Origin of the sequence: Serratia ureilytica (genome assembly GCF_013375155.1) — a bacterium.
Taxonomy (GTDB): Bacteria; Pseudomonadota; Gammaproteobacteria; order Enterobacterales; family Enterobacteriaceae; genus Serratia; species Serratia ureilytica.
Window position 1 is genome coordinate 13,209 of sequence record NZ_JABXOF010000022.1, and the last position, 12,524, is coordinate 25,732.

Annotated in this window: 27 protein-coding genes; all 27 read right to left on the bottom strand. The window is 50.7% G+C overall.

Annotation, left to right across the window (positions count from 1 at the left end; translation table 11 throughout):
- Nucleotides 1-8 precede the first annotated feature (8 nt).
- Nucleotides 9-365, bottom strand: a complete 357-nt coding sequence (gene rpsM, locus HWW83_RS25240) for a 30S ribosomal protein S13 (protein WP_004929734.1) — start codon at nt 363-365, stop codon at nt 9-11.
- 148 nt (nt 366-513) lie between these two features.
- Nucleotides 514-630 carry a 50S ribosomal protein L36 gene (gene rpmJ, locus HWW83_RS25245; protein ID WP_002227352.1) on the bottom strand — a complete coding sequence of 39 codons (117 nt, stop codon included), beginning with the start codon at nt 628-630 and terminating at the stop codon, nt 514-516.
- Between the two features lie 33 nt (nt 631-663).
- Nucleotides 664-1,995 (bottom strand): preprotein translocase subunit SecY, encoded by a 1,332-nt coding sequence (gene secY, locus HWW83_RS25250; protein ID WP_004929740.1) that lies wholly within the window; start codon nt 1,993-1,995, stop codon nt 664-666.
- 7 nt (nt 1,996-2,002) lie between these two features.
- Nucleotides 2,003-2,437 carry a 50S ribosomal protein L15 gene (rplO, locus tag HWW83_RS25255; RefSeq protein ID WP_004929742.1) on the bottom strand — a complete coding sequence of 145 codons (435 nt, stop codon included), beginning with the start codon at nt 2,435-2,437 and terminating at the stop codon, nt 2,003-2,005.
- Between the two features lie 3 nt (nt 2,438-2,440).
- On the bottom strand, nt 2,441-2,620 hold the full coding sequence (gene rpmD, locus HWW83_RS25260) for a 50S ribosomal protein L30 (protein ID WP_048232028.1): 180 nt from the start codon (nt 2,618-2,620) through the stop codon (nt 2,441-2,443).
- 6 nt (nt 2,621-2,626) lie between these two features.
- Complete coding sequence (gene rpsE / locus HWW83_RS25265; protein ID WP_004929747.1) at nt 2,627-3,127, bottom strand: 30S ribosomal protein S5; 501 nt, start codon at nt 3,125-3,127, stop codon at nt 2,627-2,629.
- Nucleotides 3,128-3,141: 14 nt separating this feature from the next.
- The gene (gene rplR / locus HWW83_RS25270) at nt 3,142-3,495 is read right to left on the bottom strand and encodes a 50S ribosomal protein L18 (RefSeq protein ID WP_004929748.1); all 354 of its coding nucleotides are present in this window, start codon (nt 3,493-3,495) and stop codon (nt 3,142-3,144) included.
- Nucleotides 3,496-3,504: 9 nt separating this feature from the next.
- Nucleotides 3,505-4,038 carry a 50S ribosomal protein L6 gene (gene rplF / locus HWW83_RS25275; RefSeq protein ID WP_004929751.1) on the bottom strand — a complete coding sequence of 178 codons (534 nt, stop codon included), beginning with the start codon at nt 4,036-4,038 and terminating at the stop codon, nt 3,505-3,507.
- A gap of 14 nt (nt 4,039-4,052) precedes the next feature.
- On the bottom strand, nt 4,053-4,445 hold the full coding sequence (gene rpsH / locus HWW83_RS25280; RefSeq protein ID WP_004929753.1) for a 30S ribosomal protein S8: 393 nt from the start codon (nt 4,443-4,445) through the stop codon (nt 4,053-4,055).
- Nucleotides 4,446-4,475: 30 nt separating this feature from the next.
- Complete coding sequence (gene rpsN, locus HWW83_RS25285) at nt 4,476-4,781, bottom strand: 30S ribosomal protein S14 (protein ID WP_004929754.1); 306 nt, start codon at nt 4,779-4,781, stop codon at nt 4,476-4,478.
- Nucleotides 4,782-4,794: 13 nt separating this feature from the next.
- Entirely contained in the window at nt 4,795-5,334 is a 540-nt protein-coding gene (gene rplE, locus HWW83_RS25290; protein ID WP_004929756.1) for a 50S ribosomal protein L5, read from the bottom strand.
- Nucleotides 5,335-5,348: 14 nt separating this feature from the next.
- A complete protein-coding gene (rplX, locus tag HWW83_RS25295; protein WP_004929758.1) occupies nt 5,349-5,663 on the bottom strand; it encodes a 50S ribosomal protein L24 in 315 nt (104 codons plus the stop codon).
- Between the two features lie 9 nt (nt 5,664-5,672).
- The gene (rplN, locus tag HWW83_RS25300) at nt 5,673-6,044 is read right to left on the bottom strand and encodes a 50S ribosomal protein L14 (RefSeq protein ID WP_000613954.1); all 372 of its coding nucleotides are present in this window, start codon (nt 6,042-6,044) and stop codon (nt 5,673-5,675) included.
- A 172-nt stretch (nt 6,045-6,216) separates the two neighbouring features.
- On the bottom strand, nt 6,217-6,471 hold the full coding sequence (gene rpsQ / locus HWW83_RS25305) for a 30S ribosomal protein S17 (protein ID WP_004929760.1): 255 nt from the start codon (nt 6,469-6,471) through the stop codon (nt 6,217-6,219).
- Nucleotides 6,472-6,663, bottom strand: coding sequence for a 50S ribosomal protein L29 (gene rpmC / locus HWW83_RS25310; protein ID WP_004929762.1), 192 nt, complete (start codon nt 6,661-6,663; stop codon nt 6,472-6,474). It abuts the gene before it with no gap.
- Nucleotides 6,663-7,073, bottom strand: a complete 411-nt coding sequence (rplP, locus tag HWW83_RS25315; protein WP_004929764.1) for a 50S ribosomal protein L16 — start codon at nt 7,071-7,073, stop codon at nt 6,663-6,665. Before rplP ends, rpmC begins: the two co-directional genes overlap by 1 nt.
- 12 nt (nt 7,074-7,085) lie before the next feature.
- Nucleotides 7,086-7,784: a 30S ribosomal protein S3 gene (rpsC, locus tag HWW83_RS25320; protein ID WP_004929766.1), complete on the bottom strand. Its 699-nt coding sequence runs from the start codon at nt 7,782-7,784 to the stop codon at nt 7,086-7,088.
- Nucleotides 7,785-7,801: 17 nt separating this feature from the next.
- Nucleotides 7,802-8,134: a 50S ribosomal protein L22 gene (gene rplV / locus HWW83_RS25325; RefSeq protein ID WP_002223844.1), complete on the bottom strand. Its 333-nt coding sequence runs from the start codon at nt 8,132-8,134 to the stop codon at nt 7,802-7,804.
- Nucleotides 8,135-8,148: 14 nt separating this feature from the next.
- The gene (gene rpsS, locus HWW83_RS25330) at nt 8,149-8,427 is read right to left on the bottom strand and encodes a 30S ribosomal protein S19 (RefSeq protein ID WP_004929772.1); all 279 of its coding nucleotides are present in this window, start codon (nt 8,425-8,427) and stop codon (nt 8,149-8,151) included.
- A gap of 14 nt (nt 8,428-8,441) precedes the next feature.
- The gene (rplB, locus tag HWW83_RS25335) at nt 8,442-9,266 is read right to left on the bottom strand and encodes a 50S ribosomal protein L2 (RefSeq protein WP_004929775.1); all 825 of its coding nucleotides are present in this window, start codon (nt 9,264-9,266) and stop codon (nt 8,442-8,444) included.
- An 18-nt stretch (nt 9,267-9,284) separates the two neighbouring features.
- A complete protein-coding gene (rplW, locus tag HWW83_RS25340) occupies nt 9,285-9,587 on the bottom strand; it encodes a 50S ribosomal protein L23 (RefSeq protein ID WP_004951179.1) in 303 nt (100 codons plus the stop codon).
- The gene (gene rplD, locus HWW83_RS25345) at nt 9,584-10,189 is read right to left on the bottom strand and encodes a 50S ribosomal protein L4 (protein ID WP_004929779.1); all 606 of its coding nucleotides are present in this window, start codon (nt 10,187-10,189) and stop codon (nt 9,584-9,586) included. Before rplD ends, rplW begins: the two co-directional genes overlap by 4 nt.
- A 10-nt stretch (nt 10,190-10,199) precedes the next feature.
- Nucleotides 10,200-10,829: a 50S ribosomal protein L3 gene (gene rplC, locus HWW83_RS25350; RefSeq protein WP_015379265.1), complete on the bottom strand. Its 630-nt coding sequence runs from the start codon at nt 10,827-10,829 to the stop codon at nt 10,200-10,202.
- Nucleotides 10,830-10,861: 32 nt separating this feature from the next.
- Entirely contained in the window at nt 10,862-11,173 is a 312-nt protein-coding gene (rpsJ, locus tag HWW83_RS25355) for a 30S ribosomal protein S10 (RefSeq protein ID WP_001181005.1), read from the bottom strand.
- 381 nt (nt 11,174-11,554) lie between these two features.
- On the bottom strand, nt 11,555-12,034 hold the full coding sequence (gene bfr / locus HWW83_RS25360; protein ID WP_004929784.1) for a bacterioferritin: 480 nt from the start codon (nt 12,032-12,034) through the stop codon (nt 11,555-11,557).
- A 73-nt stretch (nt 12,035-12,107) separates the two neighbouring features.
- Nucleotides 12,108-12,302, bottom strand: coding sequence for a bacterioferritin-associated ferredoxin (gene bfd, locus HWW83_RS25365; RefSeq protein WP_015379266.1), 195 nt, complete (start codon nt 12,300-12,302; stop codon nt 12,108-12,110).
- 131 nt (nt 12,303-12,433) lie between these two features.
- Nucleotides 12,434-12,524, bottom strand: a 91-nt coding sequence (locus HWW83_RS25370; RefSeq protein ID WP_072265938.1) for an EF-Tu C-terminal domain-related protein, incomplete at its 5' end; no start/stop codon positions are given.

Below are 12,524 nucleotides of genomic sequence, written 5' to 3' on the forward strand. Positions count from 1 at the left end.
AACCCCGATTATTTCTTGATCGGCTTGCGCGGACCCTTACGGGTACGAGCGTTGGTCTTGGTGCGCTGACCGCGTACCGGCAGACCACGACGATGACGCAAACCACGATAGCAACCAAGGTCCATAAGACGCTTGATGCTCAGGGTAATTTCACGACGCAAATCACCCTCAACGGTGTATTTGGCAACTGCATCACGAAGCTTTTCGATTTGCTCTTCAGACAGCTCACTGATCTTAACATTTTCAGCAATACCCGTGGATGCACAGATAGCCTGTGAACGGGTTTTACCGATACCGAAGATCGACGTTAAGGCGATAACGGTATGTTTATGATCAGGAATGTTAATGCCTGCTATACGGGCCACTATGCACTCCTACTATTTTATACAGCAACACCATTCTGAAAAGCCCGTTTTCAGGATACTCAAATAATGTTGCAGTGCGACATACAAAAGATTGGCTGGCTAATCTAGCCAGCTCAACCCAACTTTGCAAGAAAAATATGCGAGATAATCAGCCTTGACGCTGTTTATGCTTCGGCTCGGCGCTGCAAATCACACGAACGACACCGTTACGCTTAACGATTTTGCAGTTACGACATAATTTCTTGACGGAAGCACGAACTTTCATTTTTACTCTCCGTAACTTCTCAAACGAATCTGACTAGCGGTTATAGCCTTTCAGATTTGCTTTCTTCAATGCAGACTCGTACTGACTTGACATCATCAGAGTTTGCACTTGAGCCATAAAGTCCATGATGACGACAACCACGATCAGTAGCGAGGTACCACCAAAGTAGAATGGTACTTTCATTGCATCACGCATGAACTCCGGGATCAGGCAGATGAAAGTAATGTACATCGCGCCCACCAGGGTTAAACGCGTCATTACTTTATCGATATACTTCGCCGTTTGCTCTCCCGGACGAATTCCTGGTACGAAGGCACCGGACTTCTTCAGGTTATCTGCTGTCTCACGCGGGTTGAATACCAACGCCGTGTAGAAGAAACAGAAGAAGATGATTGCAGACGCATAGAGTAACACATAAAGCGGTTGCCCTGGCTGCAAATACAGCGAAATCGTAGTCAGCCAGTTCCAACCGGTACCGCCCCCAAACCATGATGCAATCGTGGCCGGGAACAGAATAATGCTGGAAGCGAAAATCGCCGGGATAACACCCGCCATGTTCACTTTCAACGGTAAGTGTGTACTCTGTGCTGCATAAACACGACGACCTTGTTGACGCTTCGCATAGTTAACGACGATACGACGTTGACCACGCTCAATGAAAACAACGAAGAAGGTTACTGCAAACACCAATACTGCAACCAACAGCAGCAGGAGGAAGTGCAGGTCGCCTTGCCGCGCTTGCTCGATAGTATGGGCCACTGCCGGCGGGAGCCCCGCTACAATACCCGCGAAGATAATGATCGAGATACCGTTGCCGATACCGCGCTCAGTAATCTGCTCACCCAGCCACATCAGGAACATTGTCCCGGTGACCAAGCTCACAACCGCAGTAAAGTAGAATGCAAAGCCTGGGTTTAACACCAGGCCCTGCATACCAGGCATATTCGGCAGACCGGTAGCAATACCGATCGACTGGAATATGGCCAATACCAGCGTACCGTAACGGGTGTACTGACTAATCTTGCGACGGCCAGCCTCCCCTTCTTTCTTGATTTCCGCCAACGCCGGATGAACCACCGTCAGCAGCTGGATAATGATCGACGCCGAAATATACGGCATGATCCCCAGAGCAAAGATAGAAGCACGGCTGAGGGCACCACCAGAGAACATGTTAAACATTTCAATGATAGTGCCTCTCTGCTGCTCAAGCAATTTGGCAAGCACAGTGGCATCGATACCAGGAATCGGAATGAAAGAGCCGATGCGGAAGACAATCAGCGCGCCGATGACAAACAAAAGTCTGCGCTTCAGCTCGCCGAGCCCGCCTTTAGCACTTTGAAAATCTAATCCTGGTTGCTTAGCCATCTGCTACTTATTCCTCAATTTTACCGCCAGCAGCCTCGATAGCAGCACGAGCGCCTTTGGTGACACGCAGACCACGCAGGGTTACCGGACGAGCGACTTCGCCAGAAAGTACAACTTTCGCGAATTCGATCTGGACACCAACTACGTTAGCGGCTTTCAGCGCGTTCAGGTCGATAACATCGCCTTCAACCAGAGCCAGTTCAGACAGACGAACTTCTGCCGTGATCATCGCTTTGCGTGAAGTGAAGCCGAATTTCGGCAGACGACGGTACAGAGGCATCTGACCACCTTCGAAACCACGACGTACGCCACCGCCAGAACGAGACTTCTGACCTTTGTGACCACGGCCGCCGGTTTTACCCAGGCCAGAACCAATACCACGACCTACACGCTTAGGCGCATGCTTGGCACCTTCAGCCGGAGACAGAGTATTTAAACGCATCTGTTACTCCTCAACTTTAACCATGTAGGAAACCAGGTTGACCATACCGCGAACAGCAGGAGTATCCTCGCGCTCTACGGTGTGACCAATACGACGCAGACCCAGACCGAGCAGAGTAGCTTTATGCTTCGGCAGACGGCCAATTGAGCTGCGAGTTTGTGTAACTTTAATAGTCTTAGCCATGGTCAATTACCCCAGAATGTCGGCAACGGATTTACCACGCTTAGCAGCGACCATTTCAGGAGACTTCATATTCGCCAGAGCGTCGATAGTTGCACGAACCACGTTGATCGGGTTGGTGGAACCATAAGCTTTAGCCAATACGTTGTGCACCCCAGCAACTTCGAGAACGGCGCGCATTGCACCGCCCGCGATGATACCGGTACCTTCATGAGCAGGCTGCATGAACACGCGAGAACCCGTGTGAGCGCCCTTAACAGGGTGCTGCAGGGTGCCGCTGTTCAGCGCGACGTTCATCATGTTGCGACGGGCTTTTTCCATCGCTTTCTGGATCGCTGCTGGAACTTCGCGTGCTTTGCCGTAGCCAAAACCAACGCGACCGTTACCATCACCAACTACAGTCAGTGCGGTAAAGCTGAAAATACGGCCACCTTTTACGGTTTTAGATACGCGGTTTACCGCGATCAGCTTTTCCTGCAGTTCGCCAGCTTGTTTTTCGATGTGAGCCATCTTAAACCTCTTCCTTAGAACTGAAGGCCAGCTTCACGGGCAGCATCTGCCAGTGCCTGGACTCGACCATGATATTGGAAACCGGAACGGTCAAAGGATACTTTCGCAATCCCTTTTTCCAACGCGCGCTCAGCCAGAGCTTTACCTACGGCTGCTGCTGCGTCTTTGTTACCGGAATACTTCAGTTGCTCCGCGATAGCTTTTTCTAAAGTAGAAGCGGCTACCAGTACTTCAGAACCGTTTGGAGCAATCACCTGTGCGTAAATGTGACGCGGGGTACGATGTACCACCAGGCGGGTTGCACCCAGCTCTTGGAGCTTGCGGCGTGCGCGGGTCGCACGACGGATACGAGCAGATTTCTTATCCATAGTGTTACCTTACTTCTTCTTAGCCTCTTTGGTACGCACGACTTCGTCGGCGTAACGAACACCCTTGCCTTTGTAAGGCTCAGGACGACGGTAAGCGCGCAGATCTGCTGCTACCTGGCCAATTACCTGCTTATCAGCGCCTTTCAGCACGATTTCAGTTTGGCTTGGGCATTCAGCAGTGATACCTGCCGGCAGCTGGTGATCGATAGGGTGAGAGAAGCCCAGGGCCAAATTCACCACGTTGCCTTTAACGGCAGCACGATAACCAACACCTACCAGTTGAAGCTTCTTGGTGAAGCCTTCGGTAACACCAACAACCATTGCGTTCAGCAGAGCGCGCGTGGTACCCGCTTGGGCCCATGCGTTAGCAAAACCTTCGCGCGGAGCGAAAGTCAGTGCGTTAGCTTCTTGCTTCACTTCAACGGCGTCGTGGATAGTACGAGTCAACTCGCCGTTTTTACCCTTAATCGAAATAACCTGACCGTTGAGTTTTACCTCTACGCCGGCAGGAATGACGACGGGTGCTTTTGCAACACGAGACATTCTTTCCTCCCGAATTAAGCTACGTAGCAGATAATCTCGCCACCAAGACCAGCCTGGCGAGCTGCACGATCGGTCATAACACCTTTAGAGGTAGAAACAACAGCGATACCCAAACCGGCCATAACTTTTGGCAGCTCATCTTTTTTCTTGTAGATGCGCAGACCTGGACGGCTGATACGTTGAATGCTTTCTACCACAGCTTTGCCCTGGAAGTACTTCAGTACCAGTTCCAGAACAGGCTTGGCGTCGCCTTCGATTTTGAAATCTTCAATAAAACCTTCTTCCTTCAGCACGTTGGCAATTGCCACTTTCAGCTTGGAGGAAGGCATGGTGACCGCAACTTTGTTCGCGGCTTGACCGTTACGGATACGGGTCAGCATATCCGCGATCGGATCTTGCATGCTCATCTGTCTTTACTCCCGTGATTCAATTGGTAATTACCAGCTAGCCTTTTTCAAGCCTGGTACTTCACCGCGCATAGCGGCTTCACGAAGCTTAATACGGCTCAACCCGAATTTGCCCACATAACCATGTGGACGGCCAGTTTGGCGGCAGCGTTTACGCTGACGAGACGGGCTGGAATCACGCGGCAGAGTTTGCAGCTTGAGAACGGCATTCCAACGATCTTCATCGGATGCGTTCACATCAGAGATAATAGCTTTCAGTTCAGCGCGTTTTGCAAAGAACTTGTCAGCTAATTTCACGCGCTTGACTTCGCGTGCTTTCATTGATTGCTTAGCCATCAGTAACCCTGCCTTACTTGCGGAACGGGAAGTTAAAAGCAGCCAGCAGCGCGCGGCCTTCATCATCAGATTTCGCAGTAGTGGTAATGGTAATATCCAAACCACGAACGCGATCGACTTTGTCGTAGTCGATTTCTGGGAAGATGATTTGCTCACGCACGCCCATGCTGTAGTTGCCACGGCCATCGAATGACTTGGCGGACAGGCCACGGAAGTCACGGATACGTGGAACAGCAATGGAGATCAGACGCTCAAAGAACTCCCACATGCGTTCGCCACGCAGAGTTACTTTACAGCCGATCGGATAGCCCTGACGGATTTTGAAGCCTGCAACGGATTTGCGGGCTTTGGTGATCAACGGTTTTTGACCGGAGATAGCTGCCAGGTCCGCTGCTGCGTTATCCAGCAGTTTCTTGTCAGCAATCGCTTCACCAACACCCATGTTCAGGGTGATCTTCTCGACCCGAGGGACTTGCATGACAGAGTTGTAATCAAACTGAGACATCAGTTGTTTGACTACCTCGTCTTTGTAGTAATCATGCAGTTTCGCCATCGTATTACTCCAAATTACTTGATAGTTTCGCTGTTAGATTTGAAGAAACGGACTTTTTTGCCGTCTTCGAATCTAAAGCCTACACGGTCAGCCTTGCCGGTAGCCGCGTTGAAGATAGCAATGTTAGAAACCTGAATTGCAGCTTCTTTCTCAACAATGCCGCCTGGTTGGTTCAGAGCCGGAACCGGCTTCTGGTGTTTCTTAACCAGGTTGATGCCTTCAACAATGACCTTGCCAGCAGACAGGACATTTTTTACTTTACCGCGCTTACCTTTGTCTTTCCCGGTAATCACGATAACTTCGTCATCACGACGGATCTTCGCTGCCATGTTCGCTCCTTAGAGTACTTCTGGTGCCAGAGAGATAATTTTCATGAACTTCTCATTACGCAGTTCACGAGTTACCGGCCCAAAAATACGCGTACCGATTGGCTGCTCGCTGTTATTGTTCAAAATAACGCATGCATTGCCATCGAAGCGAATGACAGAACCGTCCGGGCGACGTACACCCTTCTTGGTGCGCACCACTACCGCCTTCAGAACATCGCCTTTCTTCACCTTACCGCGAGGAATTGCTTCCTTGATGGTAATTTTGATGATGTCGCCGACGCCTGCGTAGCGACGGTGCGAGCCACCTAGAACCTTGATACACATTACGCGACGTGCACCGGAGTTGTCGGCGACGTTCAGCATAGTCTGTTCTTGGATCATTTTAGTGCTCCGCTAATGTCAACTACTACTTTAAAGACCCAAGTAAAAATTAGGCCGTTGAAAAGCCCCATAACCGAGGGCGCAGCATTATAACACCGCTTACTTGGTATGGGTAGAAAAAATAAACGGCTCATTTTCTGAGCCGTTTATTAAGTGAGAGCCAGCTACTCTATTACAGAATCGCTTTCTCTACAACGCGAACCAACGTCCAGGACTTGGTCTTGGACAGTGGGCGGCATTCGCGGATTTCAACCACGTCGCCGGTACCACATTCGTTGTTCTCGTCATGTACGTGCAGCTTGGTCGTACGTTTGATGAATTTCCCGTAGATTGGGTGCTTCACAGTACGCTCGATAGCAACAACGATGGATTTCTCCATTTTATCGCTAACAACACGACCCTGCAGGGTACGGATAACTTCAGTCATTTACACACCCGCCTTTTGAGTCAGTAAAGTCTTAACGCGTGCGACGTCACGACGCACTTGTTTCAACAGGTGAGTTTGTTGCAGCTGGCCACTGGCCGCCTGCATGCGCAAGTTGAATTGCTCACGCAGCAGGTTGAGCAGCTCGGCATTCAGCTCTTCAACGCTTTTTTCACGCAGCTCTTGTGCTTTCATTACATCACCGTCTTAGTTACAAAGGTGGTTTTGATCGGCAGTTTCGCTGCTGCCAGTTTGAATGCCTCGCGGGCAACCTCTTCTGGCACGCCGTCCATTTCGTACAGGACCTTACCAGGCTGGATCAGGGCAACCCAATACTCCACGTTACCCTTACCTTTACCCATACGCACTTCCAGCGGCTTCTCGGTGATCGGTTTGTCCGGGAATACACGGATCCAGATCTTGCCTTGACGCTTAACTGCACGAGTCATTGCACGACGAGCTGCTTCGATTTGACGAGCAGTCAGACGGCCACGGCCAACAGCTTTCAGACCGAAAGTGCCGAAGCTAACATCCGTACCTTGCGCCAGACCACGGTTGCGGCCCTTGTGCACCTTACGGAATTTTGTACGCTTTGGTTGTAACATCAGCGACTCTCCTTACTTGCGGCCTTTACGCTGCTGCTTTTTAGGTTGAGCAGCCGGTTCCGGTTGTTCAACTGCAGCCATACCACCCAGGATCTCACCTTTGAAGATCCATACCTTAACGCCGATTACACCATAAGTGGTGTGCGCTTCAGATGTGTTGTAGTCGATGTCCGCACGCAGAGTGTGCAATGGAACACGACCTTCGCGGTACCATTCGGTACGTGCGATTTCAGCGCCGCCAAGACGGCCGCTTACTTCAACTTTGATACCTTTAGCGCCAAGACGCATTGCGTTCTGTACTGCACGCTTCATAGCACGACGGAACATAACGCGACGTTCCAGCTGAGAAGTGATGCTGTCAGCAACCAATTTAGCGTCGAGTTCCGGTTTACGGACTTCGGCGATGTTGATCTGTGCAGGAACGCCAGCGATGTCCGCTACGACCTTGCGCAGTTTTTCGACGTCTTCACCTTTCTTGCCGATAACGATGCCTGGGCGAGCAGTGTGAATGGTCACACGGATGCTCTTCGCAGGACGCTCGATAACGATGCGAGAAACGGAAGCTTTCGACAGTTCCTTAGTCAGGAATTGACGAACTTTAAAGTCGCTGTCCAGGTTGTCAGCGAATTCTTTGGTATTCGCATACCAAGTAGAGTTCCAAGGTTTGACAATACCCAGGCGAATACCATTAGGATGTACTTTCTGACCCATTGCTAGTCTCCAGAGTCTCAGCGATCGGACACAACCACAGTAATGTGGCTGGTGCGCTTCAGGATGCGATCTGCACGACCTTTTGCACGCGGCATAATGCGCTTCATGCTTGGGCCTTCGTCTACGAAGATTTTCGTAACTTTCAGATCATCGATGTCAGCGCCATCGTTGTGTTCTGCGTTAGCAATGGCAGACTCCAGCACTTTCTTAACCAGACCAGCAGCTTTCTTGTTGGTGTAGGTCAGAGTTTCCAGAGCTTGCGACACTTTCTTACCGCGAATCAGGTCAGCAACAAGGCGAACCTTCTGAGCAGAAGAACGAGCGTGGCGATGTTTAGCGATAGTTTCCATCTCTTCCTCCTACCTTAGCGCTTTTTAGCTTTTTTATCAGCCGCATGGCCGCGATAAGTACGAGTCGGCGCGAATTCACCCAGTTTGTGACCGACCATTTCATCGGAAACGAACACTGGTACGTGCTGACGACCATTATGGACAGCGATGGTCAAACCGATCATGTTAGGAAAGATCGTTGAACGACGGGACCAAGTGCGCAAAGGCTTCTTGTCACCGCTTTCCACCGCTTTCTCTACCTTCTTCAGCAAGTGCAGGTCAATAAAAGGACCTTTCTTGAGAGAACGTGGCATGGCTTATCCTCTAATTATTTTTTGCTACGGCGACGTACGATGAACTTATCAGTACGCTTGTTGCTACGGGTCTTCTTACCTTTGGTCTGAACGCCCCACGGAGTTACCGGGTGCTTACCAAAGTTACGACCTTCACCACCACCGTGCGGGTGATCTACCGGGTTCATCGCCGTACCGCGAACGGTAGGACGAACACCACGCCAACGTGCAGCACCTGCTTTACCCAGAACGCGAAGCATGTGTTCAGCGTTACCGACTTCACCCAGGGTGGCGCGGCAATCAGCTGGAACTTTACGCATTTCGCCGGAGCGCAGACGCAGAGTTACGTAGGAACCATCACGAGCAACGATCTGAACGTAGGCACCAGCGGAGCGAGCCATCTGGCCGCCTTTGCCTGGTTTCATTTCTACGTTGTGAACCGTTGAACCAACTGGAATGTTGCGCATCGGCAGGGTGTTACCCGCTTTGATTGCAGCATCAACGCCAGATTGAATCTGGTCACCAGCTTTCAGGCCTTTCGGCGCCAGGATGTAACGGCGTTCGCCGTCTTTGTACAGAACCAGCGCGATGTTCGCGGAACGGTTCGGATCGTACTCCAGACGCTCAACCACAGCAGGGATACCGTCTTTGTTGCGCTTGAAGTCAACCAGACGATAATGTTGCTTGTGGCCACCACCGATATGACGGGTGGTGATACGGCCATTGTTGTTACGACCACCGCTTTTGCTCAGTTTTTCCAGCAGCGGGGCATAAGGTTTACCCTTGTGCAGCTCAGGGTTAACCACTTTAACAACGTGGCGACGACCCGGAGATGTAGGTTTACATTTAACAATTGCCATTGTTCTTACTCCTCCGACTTACTCTGCGCCGCCGATGAAGTCCAGATTCTGGCCTTCTTTCAGGGTGACGTAAGCTTTTTTCCAGTCGCTACGACGACCAACACGCTGACCGTGACGTTTCACTTTCCCTTTAACAACCAGGGTGTTCACGTCTTCGACTTCGACTTCAAACAGTTTCTGCACTGCAGCTTTGATTTCTGCTTTGGTCGCGTCTTTGGCAACTTTGAGAACGATGGTGTTGCTTTTTTCCATCGCAGCGGATGCTTTTTCAGATACGTGCGGTGCACGCAGCACTTTCAGCAAACGTTCTTCACGGATCATGCCAGCATCTCCTCAACTTGCTTCACAGCATCAGCAGTCATAACCACTTTGTCGAAGGCGATCAGGCTAACCGGATCGATACCTGCTACATCGCGCACGTCAACCTTGTACAGGTTGCGAGCTGCCAGGAACAGATTCTCATCCAGTTCACCGGTCACGATCAGCACGTCTTCCAGAGCCATATCTTTCAGTTTCTGTGCCAGCAGCTTAGTTTTAGGCGCTTCTACAGAGAACTTCTCGACAACGATCAGACGATCTTGACGTACCAACTCGGACAGGATGCTTTTCAGCGCGCCGCGGTACATCTTTTTGTTTACTTTCTGACTGTGGTCCTGTGGCTTAGCAGCAAAGGTCACGCCGCCTGAACGCCAGATCGGGCTCTTTACAGAACCTGAACGCGCACGGCCGGTGCCTTTCTGACGCCATGGCTTTTTGCCGGAACCAGTTACTTCAGCACGGGTCTTCTGAGCACGGGTACCTTGACGGGCACCTGCTGCATAAGCAACAACAACCTGGTGTACCAGCGCTTCGTTGAAATCACGACCGAAGGTAGTTTCGGAAACAGTCAGCGCGCTTTGCGCGTCTTTCAATACTAATTCCATTGCTATCCCCTTACGCCTTCACAGCTGGTTTAACGATCAGGTTGCCACCGGTTGCGCCCGGAACAGCACCCTTAACCAGCAGCAGGTTGCGCTCAGCGTCAACACGTACTACGTCCAGGCTCTGAACGGTTACGCGCTCATCACCCAGGTGGCCAGCCATTTTCTTGCCTTTGAACACTTTGCCCGGAGTCTGGTTCTGACCGATAGAACCCGGAACGCGGTGAGACAAGGAGTTACCGTGGGTAGCGTCTTGGGTACGGAAGTTCCAGCGCTTAACAGTGCCAGCAAAACCTTTACCTTTAGAAGTACCGGTAACATCGACTTTTTTAACGTCAGCGAAGATTTCTACGCTAATTTCCTGACCTGCAGCGAATTCTTGACCTTCTTCCAGGCGGAATTCCCACAGACCACGGCCAGCTTCAACGCCAGCTTTAGCGAAATGGCCCGCTTCCGGCTTGGTTACACGGTTAGCTTTTTTGCTACCAGTGGTAACCTGAACGGCACGGTAACCGTCGGTGTCCAGGCTTTTAACCTGAGTCACGCGGTTCGCTTCAATTTCAATTACGGTTACTGGGATAGAAACGCCATCTTCAGTGAAGATACGGGTCATACCCACTTTTTTACCGACTAAACCAATCATTGTTTCAACCTCTCAATCGCTCAATGACCTGATTAACCCAGGCTGATCTGCACGTCTACACCGGCAGCCAGATCCAGACGCATCAGAGCATCAACGGTTTTCTCGGTTGGCTCAACGATGTCAACCAGACGCTTGTGAGTGCGAATCTCGTACTGATCGCGCGCGTCTTTGTTGACGTGCGGAGAGATCAGAACGGTAAAGCGCTCTTTGCGAGTTGGCAGCGGGATCGGACCACGGACTTGCGCACCAGTGCGCTTTGCAGTCTCGACGATTTCCGCGGTTGATTGATCGATCAGACGATGATCAAACGCTTTCAGGCGGATACGGATTCTTTGGTTCTGCATGAGACCAGAGCTCCAATTATTTATAAACGTAAATAATTACTCCTCACACCCATTTCGATTGATGGGGGAGTGTAATCGTCAACATATAACCCCCATATCGGGAGTATTGTTCGAAAGGCAAAAAAGGCCTGCCAATCGACTGATTCGCTAAAATCAGGCTTACCAAGATTAGGTAAGCCCGCGCATTATACGCAAAATGGCCCAGGAAGCAAGCCGCAGTTGGAAATATGCTCAGGAAATCGTCATTTTTGCGCGTTCAGTGGCAGTTGGCGTGTTAACACGGTAAACAGGGAATGAATTAGGCTTGGCGGGAACACTCTCCCCTGCCCCGCCGAGAAAACGGCCGCCGGCAGGAGAGACGATGACGAATGGACGGAAGGCTTACTCTTTGCGCTCTAAAATCTGAGCCTGGGCATAGTTCTGAATACCGAGACGGGCAATCAGATCCAGCTCCGTTTCCAGCCAGTCGATATGCTCTTCTTCATCGGCCAGGATATCAATCATCAAATCGCGGCTAACGTAATCGTGGATCGAATCGGCATAGGCGATGCCTTCGCGCAGGTTCTTGGCGCCCGCCAGCTCCAGCGCCAGATCGGAACGCAGCATCTCTTCGATGTCTTCGCCGATGTTCAGCTTGCCGAGATCTTGCAGATTCGGTATCCCTTCCAGGAACAGGATACGCTCGATGTAGCGATCGGCATGTTTCATTTCGTCGATCGACTCGTGATATTCCTTGTCGTTGAGGCGCATTAAGCCCCAATTCTTGAACATGCGGGCGTGCAGGAAATATTGATTGATGGCAACCAGCTCGTTGCCGAGCAATTTATTGAGGTGAGCAATGATCTTTTTATCGCCTTTCATAGGTAACTCCTCCTGGCCAGTTCTAAAAGTGTAGAACCTGTAAGCCAAGAGTCAAAAATAACCTTACCCTTTGTTAGGCAACTTCATGCATTGGGATGATAGTTCCGCGTTCCTCCACCATAATCTGTCTTGCCTGACGAATGCACTTTCCACAATCGGTACCAATCGGCACAAGTTCACGCAGTTGCTTCATGGTATGGGGATTGTGCTGACGCACCGCATTACGGATCGCTTTGTCAGTCACCGCATTACACAGACATACATACATAGAGAGACTCACTTCTTAACCAATGCATTGAGTCTAAATAGGAATGGTTTTTATTTCAATTAAGATTTGTACAAATTGCATAAAAAAAGGGCACCGAAGTGCCCTTTTTTGTGTCGAAAAATTATTCGCGATTAAGCGATAACTTTAGCAACAACACCAGCGCCTACAGTACGGCCGCCTTCACGGATTGCGAAACGCAGACCGTCGTCCATCGCGATTGGG

What these genes read in the sequence shown, in the direction of transcription:
- rpmJ (WP_002227352.1), bottom strand. Translation starts at nt 630, where the DNA reads ATGAAAGTTCGTGCTTCCGTCAAGAAATTATGTCGTAACTGCAAAATC.
- secY (WP_004929740.1), bottom strand. Translation starts at nt 1,995, where the DNA reads ATGGCTAAGCAACCAGGATTAGATTTTCAAAGTGCTAAAGGCGGGCTC.
- rplO (WP_004929742.1), bottom strand. Translation starts at nt 2,437, where the DNA reads ATGCGTTTAAATACTCTGTCTCCGGCTGAAGGTGCCAAGCATGCGCCT.
- rpmD (WP_048232028.1), bottom strand. Translation starts at nt 2,620, where the DNA reads ATGGCTAAGACTATTAAAGTTACACAAACTCGCAGCTCAATTGGCCGT.
- rpsE (WP_004929747.1), bottom strand. Translation starts at nt 3,127, where the DNA reads ATGGCTCACATCGAAAAACAAGCTGGCGAACTGCAGGAAAAGCTGATC.
- rplR (WP_004929748.1), bottom strand. Translation starts at nt 3,495, where the DNA reads ATGGATAAGAAATCTGCTCGTATCCGTCGTGCGACCCGCGCACGCCGC.
- rplF (WP_004929751.1), bottom strand. Translation starts at nt 4,038, where the DNA reads ATGTCTCGTGTTGCAAAAGCACCCGTCGTCATTCCTGCCGGCGTAGAG.
- rpsH (WP_004929753.1), bottom strand. Translation starts at nt 4,445, where the DNA reads ATGAGCATGCAAGATCCGATCGCGGATATGCTGACCCGTATCCGTAAC.
- rpsN (WP_004929754.1), bottom strand. Translation starts at nt 4,781, where the DNA reads ATGGCTAAGCAATCAATGAAAGCACGCGAAGTCAAGCGCGTGAAATTA.
- rplE (WP_004929756.1), bottom strand. Translation starts at nt 5,334, where the DNA reads ATGGCGAAACTGCATGATTACTACAAAGACGAGGTAGTCAAACAACTG.
- rplX (WP_004929758.1), bottom strand. Translation starts at nt 5,663, where the DNA reads ATGGCAGCGAAGATCCGTCGTGATGACGAAGTTATCGTGATTACCGGG.
- rplN (WP_000613954.1), bottom strand. Translation starts at nt 6,044, where the DNA reads ATGATCCAAGAACAGACTATGCTGAACGTCGCCGACAACTCCGGTGCA.
- rpsQ (WP_004929760.1), bottom strand. Translation starts at nt 6,471, where the DNA reads ATGACTGAAGTTATCCGTACCCTGCAGGGTCGTGTTGTTAGCGATAAA.
- rpmC (WP_004929762.1), bottom strand. Translation starts at nt 6,663, where the DNA reads ATGAAAGCACAAGAGCTGCGTGAAAAAAGCGTTGAAGAGCTGAATGCC.
- rplP (WP_004929764.1), bottom strand. Translation starts at nt 7,073, where the DNA reads ATGTTACAACCAAAGCGTACAAAATTCCGTAAGGTGCACAAGGGCCGC.
- rpsC (WP_004929766.1), bottom strand. Translation starts at nt 7,784, where the DNA reads ATGGGTCAGAAAGTACATCCTAATGGTATTCGCCTGGGTATTGTCAAA.
- rplV (WP_002223844.1), bottom strand. Translation starts at nt 8,134, where the DNA reads ATGGAAACTATCGCTAAACATCGCCACGCTCGTTCTTCTGCTCAGAAG.
- rpsS (WP_004929772.1), bottom strand. Translation starts at nt 8,427, where the DNA reads ATGCCACGTTCTCTCAAGAAAGGTCCTTTTATTGACCTGCACTTGCTG.
- rplB (WP_004929775.1), bottom strand. Translation starts at nt 9,266, where the DNA reads ATGGCAATTGTTAAATGTAAACCTACATCTCCGGGTCGTCGCCACGTT.
- rplW (WP_004951179.1), bottom strand. Translation starts at nt 9,587, where the DNA reads ATGATCCGTGAAGAACGTTTGCTGAAAGTGCTGCGTGCACCGCACGTA.
- rplD (WP_004929779.1), bottom strand. Translation starts at nt 10,189, where the DNA reads ATGGAATTAGTATTGAAAGACGCGCAAAGCGCGCTGACTGTTTCCGAA.
- rplC (WP_015379265.1), bottom strand. Translation starts at nt 10,829, where the DNA reads ATGATTGGTTTAGTCGGTAAAAAAGTGGGTATGACCCGTATCTTCACT.
- rpsJ (WP_001181005.1), bottom strand. Translation starts at nt 11,173, where the DNA reads ATGCAGAACCAAAGAATCCGTATCCGCCTGAAAGCGTTTGATCATCGT.
- bfr (WP_004929784.1), bottom strand. Translation starts at nt 12,034, where the DNA reads ATGAAAGGCGATAAAAAGATCATTGCTCACCTCAATAAATTGCTCGGC.
- bfd (WP_015379266.1), bottom strand. Translation starts at nt 12,302, where the DNA reads ATGTATGTATGTCTGTGTAATGCGGTGACTGACAAAGCGATCCGTAAT.